The following is a 17547-nucleotide window of genomic DNA, read 5'->3' on the forward strand; positions in this document are numbered from 1 at the left end:
GATCTCCACGCTCGATCGCCCGTAATACCCGCTCTCGCAAATCTGGGGAATACGCCTGCATTTGTGGGCCTCCTGCTCGGAGGGGGCATCATACAGATCGTAAATAATTAAATCAAAAATGCTCTAGGAAGGCGCCAAACAGGTGAATCCACATGGATCTCCGTCACCTTCGCTGTTTCCTAGCTGTTGCCGAAGAACTCCACTTCGCCCGCGCCGGGCGGGTCTTCAAGGAGCATGTGCCGCGCATCTTCACCGCCTTGCAGCAGGCCCGCGAAGGTGCCAAAGCGGTGGCCGCCGGCTACGACGACCAATTGCGCATCGCCCTGTCCGACGGCATCACGCCACCGCGCCTGAGTGCCTTCCTGGAGAAGTGCCGGGACGACGATCCCGAAGTCGGGATTCATCTGGCCGAGATACCGCTATCGCAGCAAATCGCCGGACTGCGTGACGACCTCTACGATGCAGGATTCGCGCAGTCCGATGACGTGGGCGATGGCCTACAAGCGCATCCCGCTGGAAGAAGTCTTGCGCTATCCCTTGGCGATGGGCGACCCGCACGTTTGCGAGGGTTACTGCCGCCAGATTGCACGGATGCTGCGCACGGGGGACGTGGAGCCACTGGTGGCCGAAGAGGTCGCCTCGCTCAACCTGATGGTGACCCTGGTTTCAGCCGGCGATGCCTTGGCGCTGCTCGGGGCGTCGCAGATCGCCGCCTGCCGCTCGCCAGACGTGACCAGCCGCCCGTTGGCGGGTATGTCGCCCGTCCTGACAACCTACCTGCTGCGAGCCGACACGGAGCCTTCCGAACCGCTGGCACGCTTCATCGAGCGGGCTATTTCTGGCGCTTCTGACGCGCACCGTTGATTCCCTTTCCGATATTCGTTGCCCTGCGGCTCCGGCGCAGCAGTGCGTGTTGTGGCGTAGCTGGCACGCGACCAAGCCAGGCATCATGCGGCTTCGCGTATCCGGCGCGTGCCGCGCCAACCCCATGTGCAGACCGGCTTTCCTCGCGGCGAAGTGCCGCGACCTTTTATCTCGCCTTCCGCCGTTGCCTTCCGCTGTAGCTCCAGGCACCGCCGACCCGGCGGCATTGCTGCGTGAGCAGCCATCGCGTCGGCGAACGCGCGAACCAACACTATGAGGGCCGTAGGCCGGGCGCGTTCAAGGCAAGACGCTTGCACGTTGGACGTGCTGCGCCATATGCTGCGCGAAGTGCGGTGCGGATGCACCGGCACGGCAAGCGCGGCGACACGGCAACGTGCAGAGAATCGGCGGTCATATGGGCGTGCCTCCAGTCAGATCATGTGCGCGACGTCGATCACGGCGGATGCGCTGACCGGACCGAAGCGATACGAGAATCCTTGACGGTCTGATTGCCGCCCAGGCAGGTGTCAGATGATGGCCTGCAAGCCCTTGTCGGCGATGATGTTCAGCAGTTTGAGCGCTGGGCCAGTGGGACGGGTTTCTCCTTGCTCCCACTTGCGCACGGTGGATGCCGAAGTATGCAGGTGCAGCGCGAACACCGGCTGGCTGAATTTCAATCCTTCGCGCAGGCGCTTGATGTCGGACGCGCCCAGTTCCCGAACCGGCGGCGGGCAGATTGCGTCGAACTCGCGCATCGTCACCTTGTTGATCGCGCCAGCCTCAAAGAGTGCCGCCAGGTCGCCGCGCAGCGATTCAATGATCTTGCTCACAATGCACCTCGACTAAAACACCCGACTTCAATGCCTGCGACAAGGCTTCGCCGGACAGTTCCAGGAACACCTTGCCGGCAAATTGCAGAGCCTTCTTCTCGTCCTGCGTGATGTTCGCCTTGTCGCTCTTGGGAAACCCGTGCAGGAACACATAGCGGTCACCCATCCTGGCCGACAGCAACGTGCGATAGCCACCGCTCTTGCCGCCACCAGAGCGGGCCACCCGCTTCTTGTAGAGGAAACCGCCCAAATCCGCGTCGATCAGACCGCTTTCCATCTCCTTGACGGCCTTGCACAAGCCCGCATCGGGCAACTTCTCGCCCGCCTGCCACCGTGCAAAGTCCTTCCGCTTGAGGAAGCGTTTCATCTCGACCTTCAAACTATACCCGTTACGGGTATAGTTTTCAATCCTTTGCAGCGATACCGTCCCGGAGGGGGTGGCACGTCCGGTTGTCGTGACGGTGACACGACAATCTGGGCTGGAGAGGCGGCGTAGCAGTCGCCGATCATGCCGCGGCCTCCCCAAGGGGACGCTTGGTGCCGGTAATCGTCTTGCGCCGGTTCGCCACCAGTTCGGCGGCCTTGCGCACCGGGTCATCCTCGGTGTGGACGTAGCGCATGAACATCGCCACGGTCTCCTGCGCGAGCGAACGGGCCTGCTCGACGGTTAATTCCCCGTACTGGCCCAAGGCGGGATTGCGGCGTTCTCCGGCGTTCGCGCGGTACTGGAGCATGAACACCTTGCGGCCCGCCGGGGTAATCTTGCATAGAAAGCCGGGCACCAGCGTATCCCGGAGTTCGACAGCTTGCGCTTGGGGTTGTGCCGCATCGACTGCGGACTTGGTGAGCTTGATCTTCGCCATGATGACTCCTCGGAAAGACCCGATTCCCGGGAGCCTCATGGGGCCATCAGCGGGGAAATCGGGTCAGGTTTCGGAAAGCACCGGCATATGGTGAACTCGCCCAAGTTATTGATAAACCTGCTGTATCTGGCTTTGGCGTAGTCCAGCGAAATGCGGCATTGGAGTCATGTTGAAATGAAAAAAGCCCCGGCTTCCTTGGGAAAGCCGGGGCTCTAGGATGGTCTCGCATGGTGGCGAACCTATGGTTGGCGGAGAGGGTGGGATTCGAACCCACGGTAGTGTTGCCACTACGCCTGATTTCGAGTCAGGTACATTCGACCACTCTGCCACCTCTCCTGCGTTCGTGTCGAAGCCTTTGATTCTAGCAGGAATTCCATGGCGCCAGCAAGGCCTACCCGCCCATGTAGGGCCGCAGCACTTCATCCAGGGTAGCGGGGCGGGCAGATGCCGCGATGTCGCATACGGCAAGGGCCCAAGCGCCCAAGCGCCCAAGCGCTGCCCGAAGGCTGGCTCCGGAAGAGCATCATGCAGCACGTGTACTGATAAGCATCTGATGTAGGCCATAGGCGCACCGTTGGAGGCACGCCATGAACCACCCGCTGATCAGCATTAGCGTAGCGCCTCGCTCACTGCCTGTACTCGCCCAAGACACCAGGGCTATCAACGCTAGGCCAACAACAGCGAGCCCCCTCGCTGAAGGCGCCCCAACACCCAGGGGCCGAAGTTGGCCAAATCATTTCGGGCGAAGCGCGCCCGCCGCCCAGTATGGATGCGTCCTAGGAAGAACACATGGCTAGCAGGATGACGCTTGCGAGGGTGAATGACACGCCAAAGGCCACACTGAACAAGAAACCTGTCCAGGCAGACTCCCCCTAGATACAGGCGAACACGCCTATAGCCGATCCAATTGCAATCCATGCAGGTCGGAGTGAAGACAAGATGGTCATATCGCGCTGACCCATGATTACCTCCCGTAGTCCCAGAGCGAGCGGGCAATTCCCGTCTGGACAGCCAAGTAGATCAGAAACATGGTGTCTTCATCCTTTTCTACGGGCCCACCACTCGGCTCCTGATCGGGTATTCGATAAGGGCCTCCGACTGTCATCAACGTCTTGATCCCAGAGTTGAGCAGTGCGGCAGATTGCGGGAAGGTGATACCTGTTGCATCACCTCTGCGGTGGTGATCCTCGAACACCCAATCATGAATAAGGTACGCGGGCAAATACGTGTCTGGCTTGAGATGACGACCCTGTCGGAAGAGCTTCGGGATTGACCCCATGTCGGTGTCCATTGCCTGCGGCGTGACCGTCAAGCCATCAATGACAAACTGGAACGGAGTGTCGGGGTCTGGTAGATAGTCATACCACCCCTCCCTGTCAGGCTTGGCGCGCAACGTGTACTCGCCCTCAAAGCAGCCCGTCGAGGTTCGATCCCATTCGAAATCGCCTAGCCAGAGTGTCTTGTGGCTGAGAGGCCCCATTCCAGGCTGCCTAGATAGCCGCGATGTGGATCGTCTATCAATCTCAGCCTTGACCTGAGCAGCGACATTAGGAGCAAAAAGATCGTCAGCCACATCTTTGAGTGACCCGGGATCGGCTCTCATGCAATGCTCCTTTTGCTTGATTGATCGAGATCAATTTTGAGGGAGTTGCTGTCTTTACACAACCTCTGAATAGGGTTGCCAATGGCAGTATCCGTAGCGGAAGCTCAAGAGCCTGAGGCCCATCCCACCTCCGCGATCTGATCCTCGGGATGGCAGCGCAGCCCGTCTCGCACCGCCCCCGTCGTCCTACCCCTCGCCCGCCCGGTCATGCCCTGGGCTACTCACATCCCCTGGGATTCGAACCTACGGTAGTGTTGCCACTTGCAGGCCCTTCGCGCTGCCGCTGCGTCCTTGCGCTCGGCGGCGCCCGGTGCCATCCGTGGGCGCTATCATTCCCGCCGCCGGGCAACCCGGCGCATACCCACAGCAGGAGACACGACACATGCAAAGACGCCACCTCATCGCCGGCGGCCTGGCCGCAGCCGCCATGCCCACGTTCGCCCTCGCGCAAGGACTGGAAAAGCCCAAGGTCACCATCGCGGTGGGTGGCAAGAACCTGTTCTATTACCTGCCGCTGACCATTGCCGAGCAGCTGGGCTACTTCAAGGCCGAGGGGCTGGACGTGAACATCGTCGATTTCGCGGGCGGTTCGCGCGCGCTGCAAGCTGTGGTGGGCGGCAGCGCCGACGTGGTCTCGGGTGCGTTCGAGCACACCATTTCCATGCACCAAAAGGGCCAGCCCATGCGCGCCTTCGTGCTCCAGGGCGCGGCGCCGCAGATCGTGCTGGGCGTGAACCCCAAGACCCTGCCCAACTTCAAGACCGTGGCCGACCTCAAGGGCAAGAAGATCGGCGTGACCGCGCCGGGCAGTTCCACCAATGTCATGGCCAACTTCGTGCTCGCCAAGGCAGGGCTCAAGCCCAGCGACGTGAGCATCGTGGGCGTGGGCGCGGGCAACGGCGCGGTGGCGGCCATGCGCGCGGGGCAGATCGACGCCATTGCCAACCTCGACCCCGTGATCACGCTGCTGCAGCGCTCGGGCGACCTGCGCATCGTGACCGACACGCGCAAGCTGGCCGAGGCCGAGCAGGTGTTCGGCGGCCCCATGCCCGCAGGCTGCCTGTATGCGCCGCAGTCCTTCCTGGACAAGAACCCGCACACCGCCCAGGCCCTGGTGAACGCCATGGTGCGGGCCAACAAGTGGATCCAGCAGGCGGGCGGCGGCGACGTGATCAAGGTGGTGCCAGAGAGCTATCTGCTGGGCGACCGCGCCGTGTACATCGACGGCTTCCTGGCGTCCAAGCAGGCCATGTCGGCGGACGGCAGCTTCCCGGCCAAGGGCGGGCAGACGGCGTTCAACGCGCTGGCGAGCATCGATCCCAAGATGGCGGGAACCAAGGTGGACTTGAACGCCATCTACACCAACGACTTCGTCAAGCAGGCCAACGCGAAATACCCCAAGGGTTGATGCAGCATGGCGGCACCGGCGATCGACCTGCAGGCCGTGGCCTGCACCTTTGTCAGCAAAGACCAGCCCGGCCAGCGCTACACCGCTGTCAGCGGCGTGGACTTGCAGGTGGGCGCGGGCGAGTTCGTCAGCGTCGTCGGCCCCACGGGCTGCGGCAAGAGCACGCTGCTGAACATGGCGGCGGGGCTGCTTGCGCCCAGCGTGGGCGCGGTGCGCATCTTTGGCGAGCCGCTCGTGGGCATCAACCGGCGGGCGGGCTACATGTTCCAGGCCGAAAGCCTGATGCCTTGGCGCACAGCGTTGCAGAACGTGATGGCGGGGCTGCTGTTTCGCGGCACACCCGAGGGCGAGGCGCGCGAGCAGGCCCAGGACTGGCTGCGCCGCGTGGGCCTGGGCGGTTTTGGCGACCGCTACCCGCACCAGATGAGCGGCGGCATGCGCAAGCGCGTCAGCCTGGCGCAGACGCTGGTGCTCGACCCCGACATCATCCTGATGGACGAGCCCTTCTCGGCCCTGGACATCCAGACGCGCCAGTTGATGGAAAACGAGCTGCTGGCGCTGTGGCAGAGCAAGAAGAAAGCCGTGCTGTTCATCACCCACGACCTGGACGAAGCCATCGCCATGAGCGACCGCGTGGTGGTGTTGAGCGCGGGCCCGGCCTCGCACCCCATTGGCGAGTTCGCCATCGACCTGCCGCGCCCGCGCGACGTGGCCGAGGTGAAGATGGCCCCGCGCTTTCTGGAGCTGCACGCCGCCATCTGGGCCGTGCTGCGCGAGGAAGTGTTGAAGGGCTACCAGCAGCAACTGCAAAAGGCATGACGAGAACCTGAGCCATGTGGAACCTGATCAAACCCCGGCCCGCCACGCTGCGCCTGTGGCAGCTTGCCATCCTGGTGCTGCTGTTCGTGTTCTGGCACGTGATGACGCGGCCCGGGCTGATACCGCCCATCATGTTCGACAACGACCGGCAGGCGGCGTTCTTCTTCGGCGAGCCGCTCAAGATTTTTGCCCGCATCTGGGCCTGGTTCGTGCGGGACGCCGACATCTACCAGCACCTCTCGGTCACGCTGGCCGAGACGGCCATGGCCTTCGCCATCGGCGCGGCCTGCGGGCTGGCGGGCGGACTGTGGCTGGCGCTGTCGCCCATGGCGTCGGCCATCCTGGAGCCGTACATCACCGCGCTCAACGCCATGCCGCGCATCATCCTCGCGCCCATCTTCGCCGTGTGGTTCGGGCTGGGCATGGGCTCCAAGGTGGCGCTGGGCGTCACGCTGGTGTTCTTCATCGTGTTCTTCAACGTCTATCAGGGCGTGCGCGAGGTCAGCCCCGTGATACTGGCGAATGCGCGCATGCTGGGCGCCAGCCAGAAGCAGCTGCTGCGCCACGTCTATCTGCCCAGCGCGACGAGCTGGGTGTTCAGCTCGCTGCACACCAGCGTGGGCCTGGCGTTCGTCGGCTCGGTGGTGGGCGAGTACCTGGGCTCCAGCCAGGGCGTGGGCTACCTCATCCTGCAGGCCGAGGGCAGCTTCGACATCAACACCGTGATGGCGGGCATCCTGGTGCTGACGGTGTTCGCGCTGGCGCTGGACGCCATCGTGGGCCGCATCGAGCGGCGGCTGATGACCTGGCAGCCCAAGGCGGGCGAGAGCGAGAAGCTCTAGAAAATATAGGTCAAATCGGCCTCTAGCGCTTATACAGCAAGCGCAAGCAGCTCTCTTTTTGAGAGCAAACTTATTCCGTGAGCTGCCGTGGCAGCACCAGCCGGAACTCCGCGCCGCGCCCCACGTCACTCTCCACCTCCAGGGTGCCGCCGTGGCGCTGGATCACGGTGTGGACCAGCGCCAGCCCCAGCCCCATGCCGCCGATGGACGGGTGGCTGCGGTCGTGCAGGCGCTGGAAGGGCGCGAACAGCCGGCCCTGCTGCGCCGGTTCGATGCCCGGCCCCTCGTCGCGCACCGACACCACCCAGTGCGCGCCGCGCTGCACGATGGCGCAGCGCACCGTGCTGCCCCGGGGGCTGAACTTGACGGCGTTGTTGAGCACGTTGGCGACAGCGCGGCTCAGCAGCGTGCGGTCGCCCAGCGTGGGGGCGGTCTCGGGCGTGGCGTCTATGCGCACCTCCACGCCGCCGTCGCGGGCCAGGGCCCAGGTGTCGTCCACCGTTTCCGCGAGCATGGCGACCAGGTCCAGCGGGGCGATGCGGTATTCCTGCGTCTGCGCGCCCGCCAGTTGCACGAAGCTTTCCGCCATGCCCAGCGACTTGCGCGCATAGCGCTCGATGCGCCGTATCAGCTCGTCGCCCGCGATGCGGCCGGGGTAGGCGCGCTCCATCTCCAGCAGGGTCAGGATGGACGCATTGGGCGCGCGGATGTCGTGCGAGATGAAGTTCAGCGCCTGGTCGCGCTGCTGCTGCGCGCGCCGTATCTCGGTCAGGTCCACCAGCGTGAGCAGCCAGCCCGCCTCGGTGAGGTCGGTGAAGGGGCTGCACAGCACCAGCAGGCTGCGCCCCTGCGCGTCGCGGCCCTCGCTTTGCTCGGGCATGGCGCGGCCGCGCAGCTTCTCCTCGGTGATCAGGGCCTGGCCCGTGCCGGGCAGCACCAGGTCGCGCAGCAGCGCCACCACCGACTGGCCCTGCAGCGGCGCGGAGATGTCGCCGCCCATGTGCAGGCGCGCGGCCATGTTGGCGAGCAGGATGCGCCCCTCGGGGTCGCTGACGATGGTGGGCGAGGGCAGCTGCTGCAGGCTCTCGCTCACGAAGTGGTGCAGCTCGCGCAACTGGCGCGACGCGCGCTCCACGGCGTTGATGCGCTTTTCCAGGAAGTCGCCAGACTCTCCGGGCCTGCTCTTTTGCCGCAGCGGTATGCCCTCGCGCTGCAGGCGCTCCATCTCCAGCCGCAGAAAGTTGGCGGCGGCGCTCAGGCGCCGCCAGCTCCACAGGGGGTAGGCCAGCGCCAGGCCGACCAGTCCTGCGGCGGGCGCGAACTGCCAACCCAGCCACCAGGGCGCGGCCACGCTCACCAGCACCGTGCCAACGGCCAGCGCGGCGCTGCTGAGCAGCGCGACGAAGGGGCCGGTCATCAGCAGGATCAGCAATGCGCAAAGCACGGGCACCAGGTTGAACACGGTGTTGAGGGCGGGCGTGGCGGACCGGATGCGCACGCCCGTCAGGCGGTCGTCCAGCACGTGGGCCACCACTTCCACGCCCGGCATCAGCCGGGACTGCTCGCTGACCGGGGTGGCGAACATATCACCCAGGCCCGAGGCCGCCGCGCCGATCAGCACGTACTTGCCGCGGAACGCATCGGCGGGCGCCTTGCCGCGCAGCACGTCGATGTAGGAATAGGTGGTGAAGTGGCCGGGCGGGCCCGCGTAGGCGATCAATGCGCGGTCGGCGCGCTTCCACTGCTCGCCCGCGCTGCCGCCAGGCTGCTGCGCGGCCGCATGCGGCGCGGGGCAGGGCAGGGTGGACGTGCCGGCCACGCACTGCAGGGCGATGCTGAAGTGCGGCCACGGCGCGCTGGCCGGGCCCTCTTGCAGGTACAGGCTGCGCACCACGCCGTCGTCGTCGGGCGTGACGTGGACGTGGCCCAGCCGGGCAGCGGCCTGGGCCAGTACCGGTACAGGCAGGTCGGCCACGCCGCCGGTCGCGCCCTGGGTGCGCCGCAGCATGGGCAGCACCACGCGCCCGCTGCGCGCCATGGCCTCGGCCAGCAGCAGGTCGTCCTGGGGGTAGTCCTGGTCTTCCTCGCTGAACAGTACGTCCACGCCGATGGCGCGCGGCGCCTGCGCGGTCACGCGCGAGATCAGCTCCGCATGCAGCGCGCGGCGCCAGGGCCAGCGGCCTATGGCGGCGATGCTGGGGTCGTCGATGGCGATGATCACGATGTCGGGGTTGGCGGGCCGGGAGACGAGGCGCAGCCCCGCATCCTGCACCAGGTGGTTCACCCGGTCGAGGCTGGACGAGGTGATCAGCCAGCCCACCAGCCCCAGCAGGGCGGCGGCCAGGATGCCCCATTCGAGCCGACGCTGTCGGCCCCGGGTGCTTGCGATGTCCCACATGGGGTCAGCAGCCCAACGCCGCCCGGCGGTGTGGCCGGGCTTGCTGCGGGGGGCGGCGCTTCAAGGGCGCCCCAGGGGCTGTCCGCTGGACGTGGACACCGGCAGGCCCGTGCCCGTGCGGATGCCCGTGCCCACGCGGATCTGGCGCGCGGGCGAGAAGTCGCTGTCCAGGCCCGTGGGGTCCAGCACCTGGATGCGCACCAGGTACTCGCCGGCCGTCAGGTTGGCGCCAGTCCATTGGGGAGCGTCCAGCACGGTGTCCTGCACCGTTTTGTCGAAGCCCGGGTCGCTGGCGGCGGTCAACTGCAGGCGGAACCGCTGGCCCGGCTGGCCGGGCCAGTGCAGATGCACCGTGGGGTCGCCGTCCTGCGCCTGCAGCGACTTCAGGTCCAGCGTGGCGGGCCGCTGCGCGATGCTGAACTGCTGCGGCGGCGAGAAGGGCCCCTGGTCGGCCTGGCTGCCCGGCAGCTCCAGCAGGCTGGCCATGCGCCAGAAGTAGTTGCCCACGGGCAGGGATGCGATGGCGAGGCGGCAGTCGGACAGGCGCTGCTCGTCCAGCAGCGGCTGGGTGAACTGCGCGTCGCTGGCGACCTGCACGCGGTACCAGCGCACGTCCGGCACCTGCGTGCACTGCAGGCTGCCCGCGCCCTGGGCGACGATGGCGCCCGGCGCGGGGCTTTGGTGCAGCGGGGCCACGGGGCGCGTCTTGACGGTGATGGGCTGCACGGCGGGCACGCCCGGGATGCCCGCATCGTCCACGGCGCGCACCGACAGGTAGTAGCGCCCGTCGTCCAGCGCCTTCCAGCGCAGGTGCCCATCGGCGAAGCGGCCATAGCGCAGCACCTGGGTGAAGTTGGCGTCCCGCGCCACCTGAGCTTCGTAGCGTGCCGTGGCGGGGGGCGCGGGCAGGTCGATGGCGAGCAGGGTCGCATCCCCCAGCGCGGCGGGCACGCCGGACGTGTCGGGCGCGGGCAGCAGGGTGCGGGGCGTGCCCACTTGGCCGTCCGTCGCCACGGCCAGGCCCTGGCCGGGCTCCAGCAGGGCCGGGGACTGCGGGTTTTCCTGGCGCGACTGCACGGCCACCGAGCCGTTGAGCACCGAGGCGGTGGTCTGGCCAGACTCGGTGACGGCCACGTTGAAGCGGGTGCCGCGCACGCTGGTCACGGCCAGCGGCGTGCGCAGCTCGAAACGGCGCAGCGGCTCGGCCTTGGGCGGCACGGTGGATTCTGCGGAGCCGCTGCGCATCTCCAGCACCGACTGCAGGCTGCCGGCCCGGCCGCGCCGACGCAACTGGCGCAGTTGCAGCTCGGACTGCGCCTGCACGCGCACCACGGTGCCGTCGGCCAGCTGGACGGCCACGAAGCCGTCCGGGCCCACGCGCAGCGAGGTGCCTTCGTCGAGCTTGCCGCCCTGGGTGACCTGCGCGGGCTCGTCGCCAGGGCGCGCCTGAGCGGTGACCTGGCCATGCACGAAGGCCACGGTGGCGGGCTCGGTGGGTTGCAGGCGCACCGGAATCCACACCACCGAGCCCGGCTTGAGGCGCCGTGGGTCGGCGACCTTGTTGCGCGCCTGCAGCAGCGGCCATTGGCGGGGGGCGTCCAGGTAGGCGCGGGCCAGGCCCTCCAGCGTGTCGCCTTCCTGCACGGTGTGGGCGATCTCGTCGTTCTGCGGCACGGTGGGGCCGGCGGCCAGGCCCGCCACGGCGAAGAGGGCCAGCCCCAGGGCCAGCGGGGTGCGCGGTGCGCGGTGGATTCGACGGTGGGTGGTGGTAGCCAAGTCAGATCTCCTGTGCCTGCCCCTGCGGGGCATGGCGAATTCGTTCACGTCAGCGCCTGCGCTCAGGTCTTGGGCGGCGCCTCGACCGCCTCGAAGCGGTAGCCTACGCCATAGACGGCCGAGACGATGAAGCCATTGGCGGGGCGCAGGTCCAGCAGGGTGCGCAGGCGCGAGATGTGGGTGTCCAGCGAGCGGGACATCACGTCCGCCACCTGCCCCCAGACGATCTCCTTGAGGTGATCGCGCGACAACAGCCGCCCCATGTTCTGGAACAGGAACAGGGCCAGGTCGTACTCGCGGTTCTTGAGCTCCACCGGCACGCCGTCGATCTGCAGCGACCGGCTCTCCGGCAGAAAGCGGTAACGCCCGAACTCCAGCGCACCCCCCGTGGTGTCCGGGTAGGCCCGCCGCAGCAGGGCGGACACCCGGGCGTTGAGTTCACCGATGCGCACCGGCTTGACCATGAAGTCGTCGGCCCCGCTGCCCAGGCCCTCGACGATGTCGCGCTCTTCCTGGCGGTTCGTAACGAACAGGATGGGCATCTGCGTGCCCACGGTCTCGCGCACCCAGCGCACGACTTCGGGCCCCGTGGTGTCCGGCAGGTGCCAGTCCACGATCAGCAGGTCGAAGGTCTCGCGGCGCATCTCGCGCTGAAGTGATGCGCCATTGAGATAGGTATGGCAGACATGCCCCATGGCTTCTGTGGCCTGCTTGATCAGATCCAGCTGAAGCGCATCGTCGTCCAACGCGGCTATGCGCATGGTCGTCTCCCGTCCAAAAAACAAACCAAAAAATGTTGAGGGAATCTTGGTTTTCCCAGTCCGATGGCGATTATGGTTGCGCGCCAAAATTTGACGCTTGTTAACAATGGCGTTGCCATTAGACGTTTATGGATTCTAAGGCGCCTCGCTCATCGCCAGCGCAGCCAGCGCTGCCACCACGTCCGCGTCGCCCACACCCTCGCCCAGCGTGACCTGCCCCGCCAGCGCCGCTAGCCCGTCGCGCTGCAGCCGGGCGATGGCCTGGCCCGCGTCCTTGGGCGCGCTGAAAGCCGTGCTTTGCAGCAGCAGGCGGCCATTGGCGGCCACGAACTTGAAGTAGAACTGGCCGTCCGCCTCGCGGTACTGTTTGAAGCTGGGCAGCGCCGCCTTGGCCCCCTTCGCGGCCTTCTGCGGCGCGGCGCCTTGCGCCAGGCTGCGCAGGCCCACGGCGGCGCGCAGCTCGCGGATGAAGGGGGTTGCCAGCGTGCGGGCGCGCTCGGCGCCCGCCAGCAGGGTCTGCTCGATGCGGGCGGGGTGGTGGATCAGCTCCTCGTACCGGGCGCGCAGGGGCGCGATCACGCTGTCCACGCGCTCGAACAGCAGTTGCTTGGCGTCGCCCCAGGCGATGCCGTCGGCATATGCCTTGCGCAGCGCCTCGGTCTCGTCGGGCGTGGCAAACGCCTGGTAGATCTGGAACAGCGCGGAGCCCTCGGTCTCCTTGGCCTCGCCGGGCGCGCGGGAGTCGGTCAGGATGCCGCCGATGAGCTTCTTCAACTGCTCGCGGCTGCTGAACAGCGGGATGGTGTTGTCGTAGCTCTTGCTCATCTTGCGGCCGTCCAGGCCGGGCAGGGTGGCCACGTGCTCGTCCACGGTCGCCTCGGGCAGCACGAAGTGCTCGCCGTACAGGTGGTTGAAGCTCGCGGCCATGTCGCGCGCCATCTCGATGTGCTGGATCTGGTCGCGGCCCACGGGCACCTTGTGGGCCTTGAACATGAGGATGTCCGCGCCCATGAGCACGGGGTACATGAACAGGCCCGCGGTCACGCCGTCGTCCTGCTCGCGGCCCGCGGCGGCGTTCTTGTCCTGCGCGGCCTTGTAGGCGTGGGCGCGGTTGAGCAGGCCCTTGCCGGTCACGCAGGTCAGCAGCCAGGTCAGCTCCGGGATCTCGGGAATGTCGGACTGGCGGTAGAAGGTGACGTGCTCCGGGTCCAGCCCCGCCGCCAGCCAGCTCGCGGCGATCTCCAGCGTGGAGCGCTGGATGCGCAGCGGGTCTTCGCACTTGATGAGCGCGTGGTAGTCGGCCAGAAAGTAAAAATTCTCGGTGCCCGCGCGCTGGCTGGCTGCGACGGTGGGGCGGATGGCGCCGACGTAGTTGCCCAGGTGGGGCGTGCCCGTGGTGGTGATGCCGGTGAGATAGCGGGTAGTTGCCATTTTTTATCGGAGCAAGGCGGTGAGAGGGGTCAGCAGCAGGTGGATGGCGCCGTAGCCGAACTGCATCAGCGGGCGCAGCCACAGCGTGCCCACGATGCCCGCGATGACCAGGCCCATGACGATGAAGAAGCCCCAGGGCTCGATGCGCGAGACGGCGTGCGCGGCCTTCCAGGGCAGCAGGCCCACCAGGATGCGCCCGCCATCGAGCGGCGGCAGCGGGAACAGGTTGAAGGCCCACATCACCAGGTTGACGAGCACGCCCGCGCGCGCCATCTCCACGAAGAAACGCTCCTCGACGCCCAGCCCGACGAGCGCCACCAGCAGCACCGCCCAGCCGACGGCCTGGATGAAGTTGGACGCAGGCCCCGCCAGCGCCACCCACACCATGTCGCGCTTGGGGTTGCGCAGGTGGCCGAAGTTGACCGGCACCGGCTTGGCGTAGCCGAACAAAAAGGCCCCCGAGGTGGCGAAGTACAGCAGCAGCGGCATCAGGATGGTGCCGACCGGGTCGATGTGCTTGAGCGGGTTGAGGGTGACGCGCCCCATCATGTACGCGGTGTTATCGCCAAAGTGGCGCGCCGCGTAGCCATGGGCTGCCTCGTGTACGGTGATGGCGAACAGCACCGGCAGGGCGTAGATCAGAACGGTTTGGATGAGGTTTTCCACGGGGGGGATTGTCTCAGATCGTCAACACGCTCTGTACTATGAAAATAATAGCTGCTCGCGCTTATGCATAAAGCGCTGGAGGCCGATTTGGCTTGAAAATCAAAGCCCCAGCGCCTGCACGCTGCCGCGCCCCTCGCGCAGCACCGCTGGGTCGCCGCCGGTGCCCATGGGCGTCAGGTCCACCACGGTGGTGGGCTCGCTGGGGCAGGGGCCTGCGTCCACGATGGCGTCCAGCAGCTTCTCGTAGCGCTCGCGGATGTCTTCAGGGTCGTTCAACGGCTCGCTCTCGCCCGCCGGTATCAGCGTGGTGGCCAAGAGCGGCGCGCCGTGCAGCTCCAGCAGCAGTTGCAGCCCCTTGCGGTCGGGCACGCGCAGGCCGATGGTCTTGCGCGAGGGGTGGCTCACGCGGCGCGGCACTTCCTTGGTGGCCTCCAGGATGAAGGTGTACGGCCCCGGCGTGGCCTGCTTGAGCAGGCGGTACTGGCGGTTGTCCACGCGGGCGTAGTTGGCCAGCTCCGACAGGTCGCGGCACAGCAGCGTGAGGTGGTGTTTCTCGTCCACCTGGCGGATGCGGCGCAGGCGGTCCACGGCGTCCTTGTCGTCCAGGTGGCAGACCAGGGCGTAGCTCGAATCGGTGGGCACGGCCACGATGCCGCCCTTTTGCAGCAGCATGGCGGCCTGCTTGAGCAGGCGGGGCTGGGGGTTGTCGGGGTGGGCTTCGAAGTACTGGGCCATGTCAGGGGGTCACGATGCGATCCGCCAGCAGGCTCCACACCGGCGTGAGCTGGCCGGGCAGCGGGGGCAGGGTGCCCAGGTCGGTGTGCGATTCGTCGGGGCTGTGAAAGTCGCTGCCGCGCGACGCGGCCAGGCCAAATTCAAGCGCCATGTCGGCATACACCGGGTATTCGGCGGGCGTGTGGCTGCCGGTCACCACTTCGACGCCGCGCCCGCCGTGCTGCTTGAACTCGGAGAACAACGCGTATTCCACGGTGGCGCCGAACTTGTAGCGCGCCGGGTGGGCGATGACGGCCATGCCGCCCGCCTGCGTGATCCAGCGCACGGCGTTGCCCAGCGTGGCCCAGCGGTGCGGCACGAAGCCGGGCTTGCCCTCGGTGAGAAAGCGGCGGAAGACCTCGGGCGTGTCCTTGCACACACCCGTCTCCACCAGAAAGCGCGCAAAGTGCGTGCGCGAGATCAGCTCCGGGTTGCCCACGAACTTCAGCGCACCTTCGTAGGCGCCGTGGATGCCCACTTGCGCGAGCTGATCGGCCATCTCCCGCGCCCGCTCGCCGCGCCCGCCGCGCGTGGCGGCCAGGCCCTGGGCCAGCGCCGCGTCGTCGGGGTCGAACCCCAGGCCGACGATGTGGACGGTGGTGTCGGCAAAGGTGACGGAGATCTCCACCCCCGTGAGGTAGGCCATGCCCTCTGCGCGGGCCGCCGCCATGGCGCGGTGCTGGCCGCCGATCTCGTCGTGGTCGGTCAGCGCCCACAACTGCACGCCGTTGGCCTTGGCGCGCGCGGCCAGCTGCTCGGGCGTGAGCGTGCCGTCGGATACCACGGAGTGGCAGTGCAGGTCGGCGTTCAGGGTGTGGGTCACGGCGCAATTTTACGGCGGCGGCCCGAATGCCATGTTGCCGCCGTGGGATGCAAAATACTGCATGCTCTCGCGCTCAAAAAAAGAAGGAACTGTCATGCGTTTGGATGATTTGCGTGTTTCCACCAAGCTGTGGGCGGTGATCGCGGGCCTGCTGCTGGCGTCGGCCATCACTGCCGGGCTTTTGCAGAACCGGCTGGCCACGGCGCTGGCGGACGGGATCGCCGCAGTGTCGGAGATCGACGGTCGCATCGCCACCGTGGTGCGCTGGCGCGGCTCCACCGAGACGGGCATCGCCATGCTGGCGAGCACCGGCACCACCGACGAGGCGCTGGCCAAGTATTTCGACGGCCTGCTGCGCGACGTGATCGCACGCAACGTCGAGATCCAGGCCCGCATCGAGAAGGAAACCGTCCACCCCGACGAAAAGCGGGCGCTGGAGAAACTGCTGGTGGTGCGCCGCGAGATGAACGAGGCCACCACCAAGGTGCGCGAGATCAAGGCCAGCGGCGACGGCGAGGCGCTGCGCGCCTACACCGCCGAGCGCGTGAACCCGCTGGGCGCGCGCTACCTGGGCGTGCAGGACGAATTCATCGCCGCGCTGGAGCAGCGGCGCGACGCGGTGCGCCAGGAGGTCGTCCAGACGCGCCTGCGCTATGCCCTGGTGGCCATCGTGGTGCTGCTGGCAATCGCCGTGGTGGGCCTGCTGCTGGCGTGGCGGCTGGTGCGCTCCATCACCCGGCCGCTGGACGAGGCCGTGGCCGTGACGGACGCCATCGCGGCGGGCGACCTTACGCGCGACATCCAGTCCACCCGCAAGGACGAGTTCGGCCACATGCTGCGCTCGCTCGCGGCCATGACGGCGCGCCTGCGCGGGCTGGTGGGCGAGGTGCGCACGGGGGTGGACGCGGTGTCCACGGCATCGGTGCAGATCGCCAACGGCAACCACGACCTGTCGGTGCGCACCGAGCAGACGGCCTCGAATCTGCAGGAAACGGCGGCCAGCATGGAGCAGCTCACCGCCACCGTCAGCCAGTCGGCCGACACCGCGCGCCAGGCCAACCAGCTTGCCGGCACCGCCGCCCAGGCCGCCGCGCGCGGCGGCGAGGTGGTGGGCCAGGTGGTCCAGAGCATGCAGCAGATCACCGACAGCAGCCGCAAGATCAGCGACATCATCGGCGTGATCGACTCCATTGCCTTCCAGACCAACATCCTCGCGCTCAACGCCGCCGTCGAGGCCGCCCGCGCGGGCGAGCAGGGCCGGGGCTTCGCCGTGGTGGCCAGCGAGGTGCGCAGCCTCGCGGGCCGCTCTGCCGAGGCCGCCAAGGAGATCAAGGCGCTGATCGGCAAGTCGGTGGAGAACGTGGAGACGGGCTCCGCCCAGGTCGCCCACGCGGGGCAGAGCATGGAAGAAATCGTTGCCAGCGTGCGCCGCGTGAGCGACCTGATCGGCGAGATCAGCGCATCCTCGACCGAGCAGCGCGACGGCATCGCCCAGGTCAACCAGGCCGTGACGCACCTGGACCAGATGACGCAGCAGAACGCGGCGCTGGTCGAGGAGTCCACGGCGGCGGCGGCCTCCATGCGCGACCAGGCGCAGCGGTTGGCCGAGGTGGTGTCGGTGTTCAACGTGGGCGCCGTGGCGACGCGCGCGCCCGCCGCGCCCAAGCCTGCGCCCCGGTCCGCCCCCGC

The 17547-nt window shown here is 67.2% G+C and carries 14 protein-coding genes, 1 tRNA gene and 2 pseudogenes; 5 read left to right on the forward strand and 12 right to left on the reverse strand.

Going from position 1 to position 17547, the window contains the following annotated elements; translation table 11 throughout:
- The first annotated feature begins 152 nt into the window (after window positions 1-152).
- Window positions 153-864, forward strand: a pseudogene (locus QM569_RS11250) (LysR family transcriptional regulator).
- A 527-nt stretch (window positions 865-1391) separates the two neighbouring features.
- Here QM569_RS11250 and QM569_RS11255 read toward each other — a convergent pair.
- The 5 genes and pseudogenes from QM569_RS11255 to QM569_RS11275 all read right to left on the reverse strand — a co-directional run bounded on the left by QM569_RS11255 (window position 1392) and on the right by QM569_RS11275 (window position 4160).
- Window positions 1392-1694, reverse strand: a complete 303-nt coding sequence (locus QM569_RS11255; RefSeq protein WP_414987324.1) for a helix-turn-helix domain-containing protein — start codon at window positions 1692-1694, stop codon at window positions 1392-1394.
- Entirely contained in the window at window positions 1678-2061 is a 384-nt protein-coding gene (locus tag QM569_RS11260; RefSeq protein ID WP_414987325.1) for a type II toxin-antitoxin system RelE/ParE family toxin, read from the reverse strand. The genes QM569_RS11255 and QM569_RS11260 overlap by 17 nt, the downstream gene beginning before the upstream one ends.
- 247 nt (window positions 2062-2308) lie before the next feature.
- Window positions 2309-2557: pseudogene (locus QM569_RS11265) on the reverse strand (Arm DNA-binding domain-containing protein); the annotation flags it as partial.
- A gap of 246 nt (window positions 2558-2803) precedes the next feature.
- Window positions 2804-2893 (reverse strand) — tRNA-Ser (locus QM569_RS11270).
- A gap of 628 nt (window positions 2894-3521) precedes the next feature.
- Window positions 3522-4160 (reverse strand): hypothetical protein, encoded by a 639-nt coding sequence (locus QM569_RS11275; RefSeq protein WP_414987326.1) that lies wholly within the window; start codon window positions 4158-4160, stop codon window positions 3522-3524.
- 382 nt (window positions 4161-4542) lie between these two features.
- On the opposite strand from QM569_RS11275, the gene QM569_RS11280 reads away from it, so the two are divergent.
- The 3 genes from QM569_RS11280 to QM569_RS11290 are packed head-to-tail and all read left to right on the forward strand — an operon-like array spanning window position 4543 to window position 7229.
- A complete protein-coding gene (locus QM569_RS11280) occupies window positions 4543-5568 on the forward strand; it encodes an ABC transporter substrate-binding protein (RefSeq protein WP_414987327.1) in 1026 nt (341 codons plus the stop codon).
- Window positions 5569-5574: 6 nt separating this feature from the next.
- Entirely contained in the window at window positions 5575-6387 is an 813-nt protein-coding gene (locus QM569_RS11285; protein WP_414987328.1) for an ABC transporter ATP-binding protein, read from the forward strand.
- A 14-nt stretch (window positions 6388-6401) separates the two neighbouring features.
- Window positions 6402-7229, forward strand: coding sequence for an ABC transporter permease (locus QM569_RS11290; RefSeq protein ID WP_414987329.1), 828 nt, complete (start codon window positions 6402-6404; stop codon window positions 7227-7229).
- Window positions 7230-7299: 70 nt separating this feature from the next.
- Here the strand turns inward: QM569_RS11290 and QM569_RS11295 are convergent, their stop codons facing one another.
- The 7 genes from QM569_RS11295 to QM569_RS11325 all read right to left on the reverse strand — a co-directional run bounded on the left by QM569_RS11295 (window position 7300) and on the right by QM569_RS11325 (window position 15858).
- A complete protein-coding gene (locus tag QM569_RS11295) occupies window positions 7300-9627 on the reverse strand; it encodes a CHASE2 domain-containing protein (RefSeq protein WP_414987330.1) in 2328 nt (775 codons plus the stop codon).
- Between the two features lie 60 nt (window positions 9628-9687).
- Window positions 9688-11403 (reverse strand): FecR domain-containing protein, encoded by a 1716-nt coding sequence (locus QM569_RS11300; protein WP_414987331.1) that lies wholly within the window; start codon window positions 11401-11403, stop codon window positions 9688-9690.
- Window positions 11404-11465: 62 nt separating this feature from the next.
- On the reverse strand, window positions 11466-12164 hold the full coding sequence (locus QM569_RS11305) for a response regulator transcription factor (RefSeq protein WP_414987332.1): 699 nt from the start codon (window positions 12162-12164) through the stop codon (window positions 11466-11468).
- Between the two features lie 135 nt (window positions 12165-12299).
- The gene (locus tag QM569_RS11310; RefSeq protein ID WP_414987333.1) at window positions 12300-13595 is read right to left on the reverse strand and encodes a tryptophan--tRNA ligase; all 1296 of its coding nucleotides are present in this window, start codon (window positions 13593-13595) and stop codon (window positions 12300-12302) included.
- 3 nt (window positions 13596-13598) lie between these two features.
- Window positions 13599-14261 carry a site-2 protease family protein gene (locus QM569_RS11315; RefSeq protein WP_414987334.1) on the reverse strand — a complete coding sequence of 221 codons (663 nt, stop codon included), beginning with the start codon at window positions 14259-14261 and terminating at the stop codon, window positions 13599-13601.
- Between the two features lie 99 nt (window positions 14262-14360).
- Window positions 14361-14996, reverse strand: a complete 636-nt coding sequence (locus tag QM569_RS11320) for an L-threonylcarbamoyladenylate synthase (RefSeq protein ID WP_414987335.1) — start codon at window positions 14994-14996, stop codon at window positions 14361-14363.
- A 1-nt stretch (window position 14997) separates the two neighbouring features.
- Window positions 14998-15858 carry a 3',5'-nucleoside bisphosphate phosphatase gene (locus tag QM569_RS11325; protein ID WP_414987336.1) on the reverse strand — a complete coding sequence of 287 codons (861 nt, stop codon included), beginning with the start codon at window positions 15856-15858 and terminating at the stop codon, window positions 14998-15000.
- A gap of 94 nt (window positions 15859-15952) precedes the next feature.
- Between QM569_RS11325 and QM569_RS11330 the strand changes: the two genes are divergently transcribed.
- Window positions 15953-17547: methyl-accepting chemotaxis protein (locus tag QM569_RS11330; RefSeq protein WP_414987337.1), on the forward strand; the 1595-nt coding region annotated here is incomplete at its 3' end.

Source organism: Acidovorax sp., assembly GCF_047607405.1.
GTDB lineage: Bacteria > Pseudomonadota > Gammaproteobacteria > Burkholderiales > Burkholderiaceae_C > Acidovorax.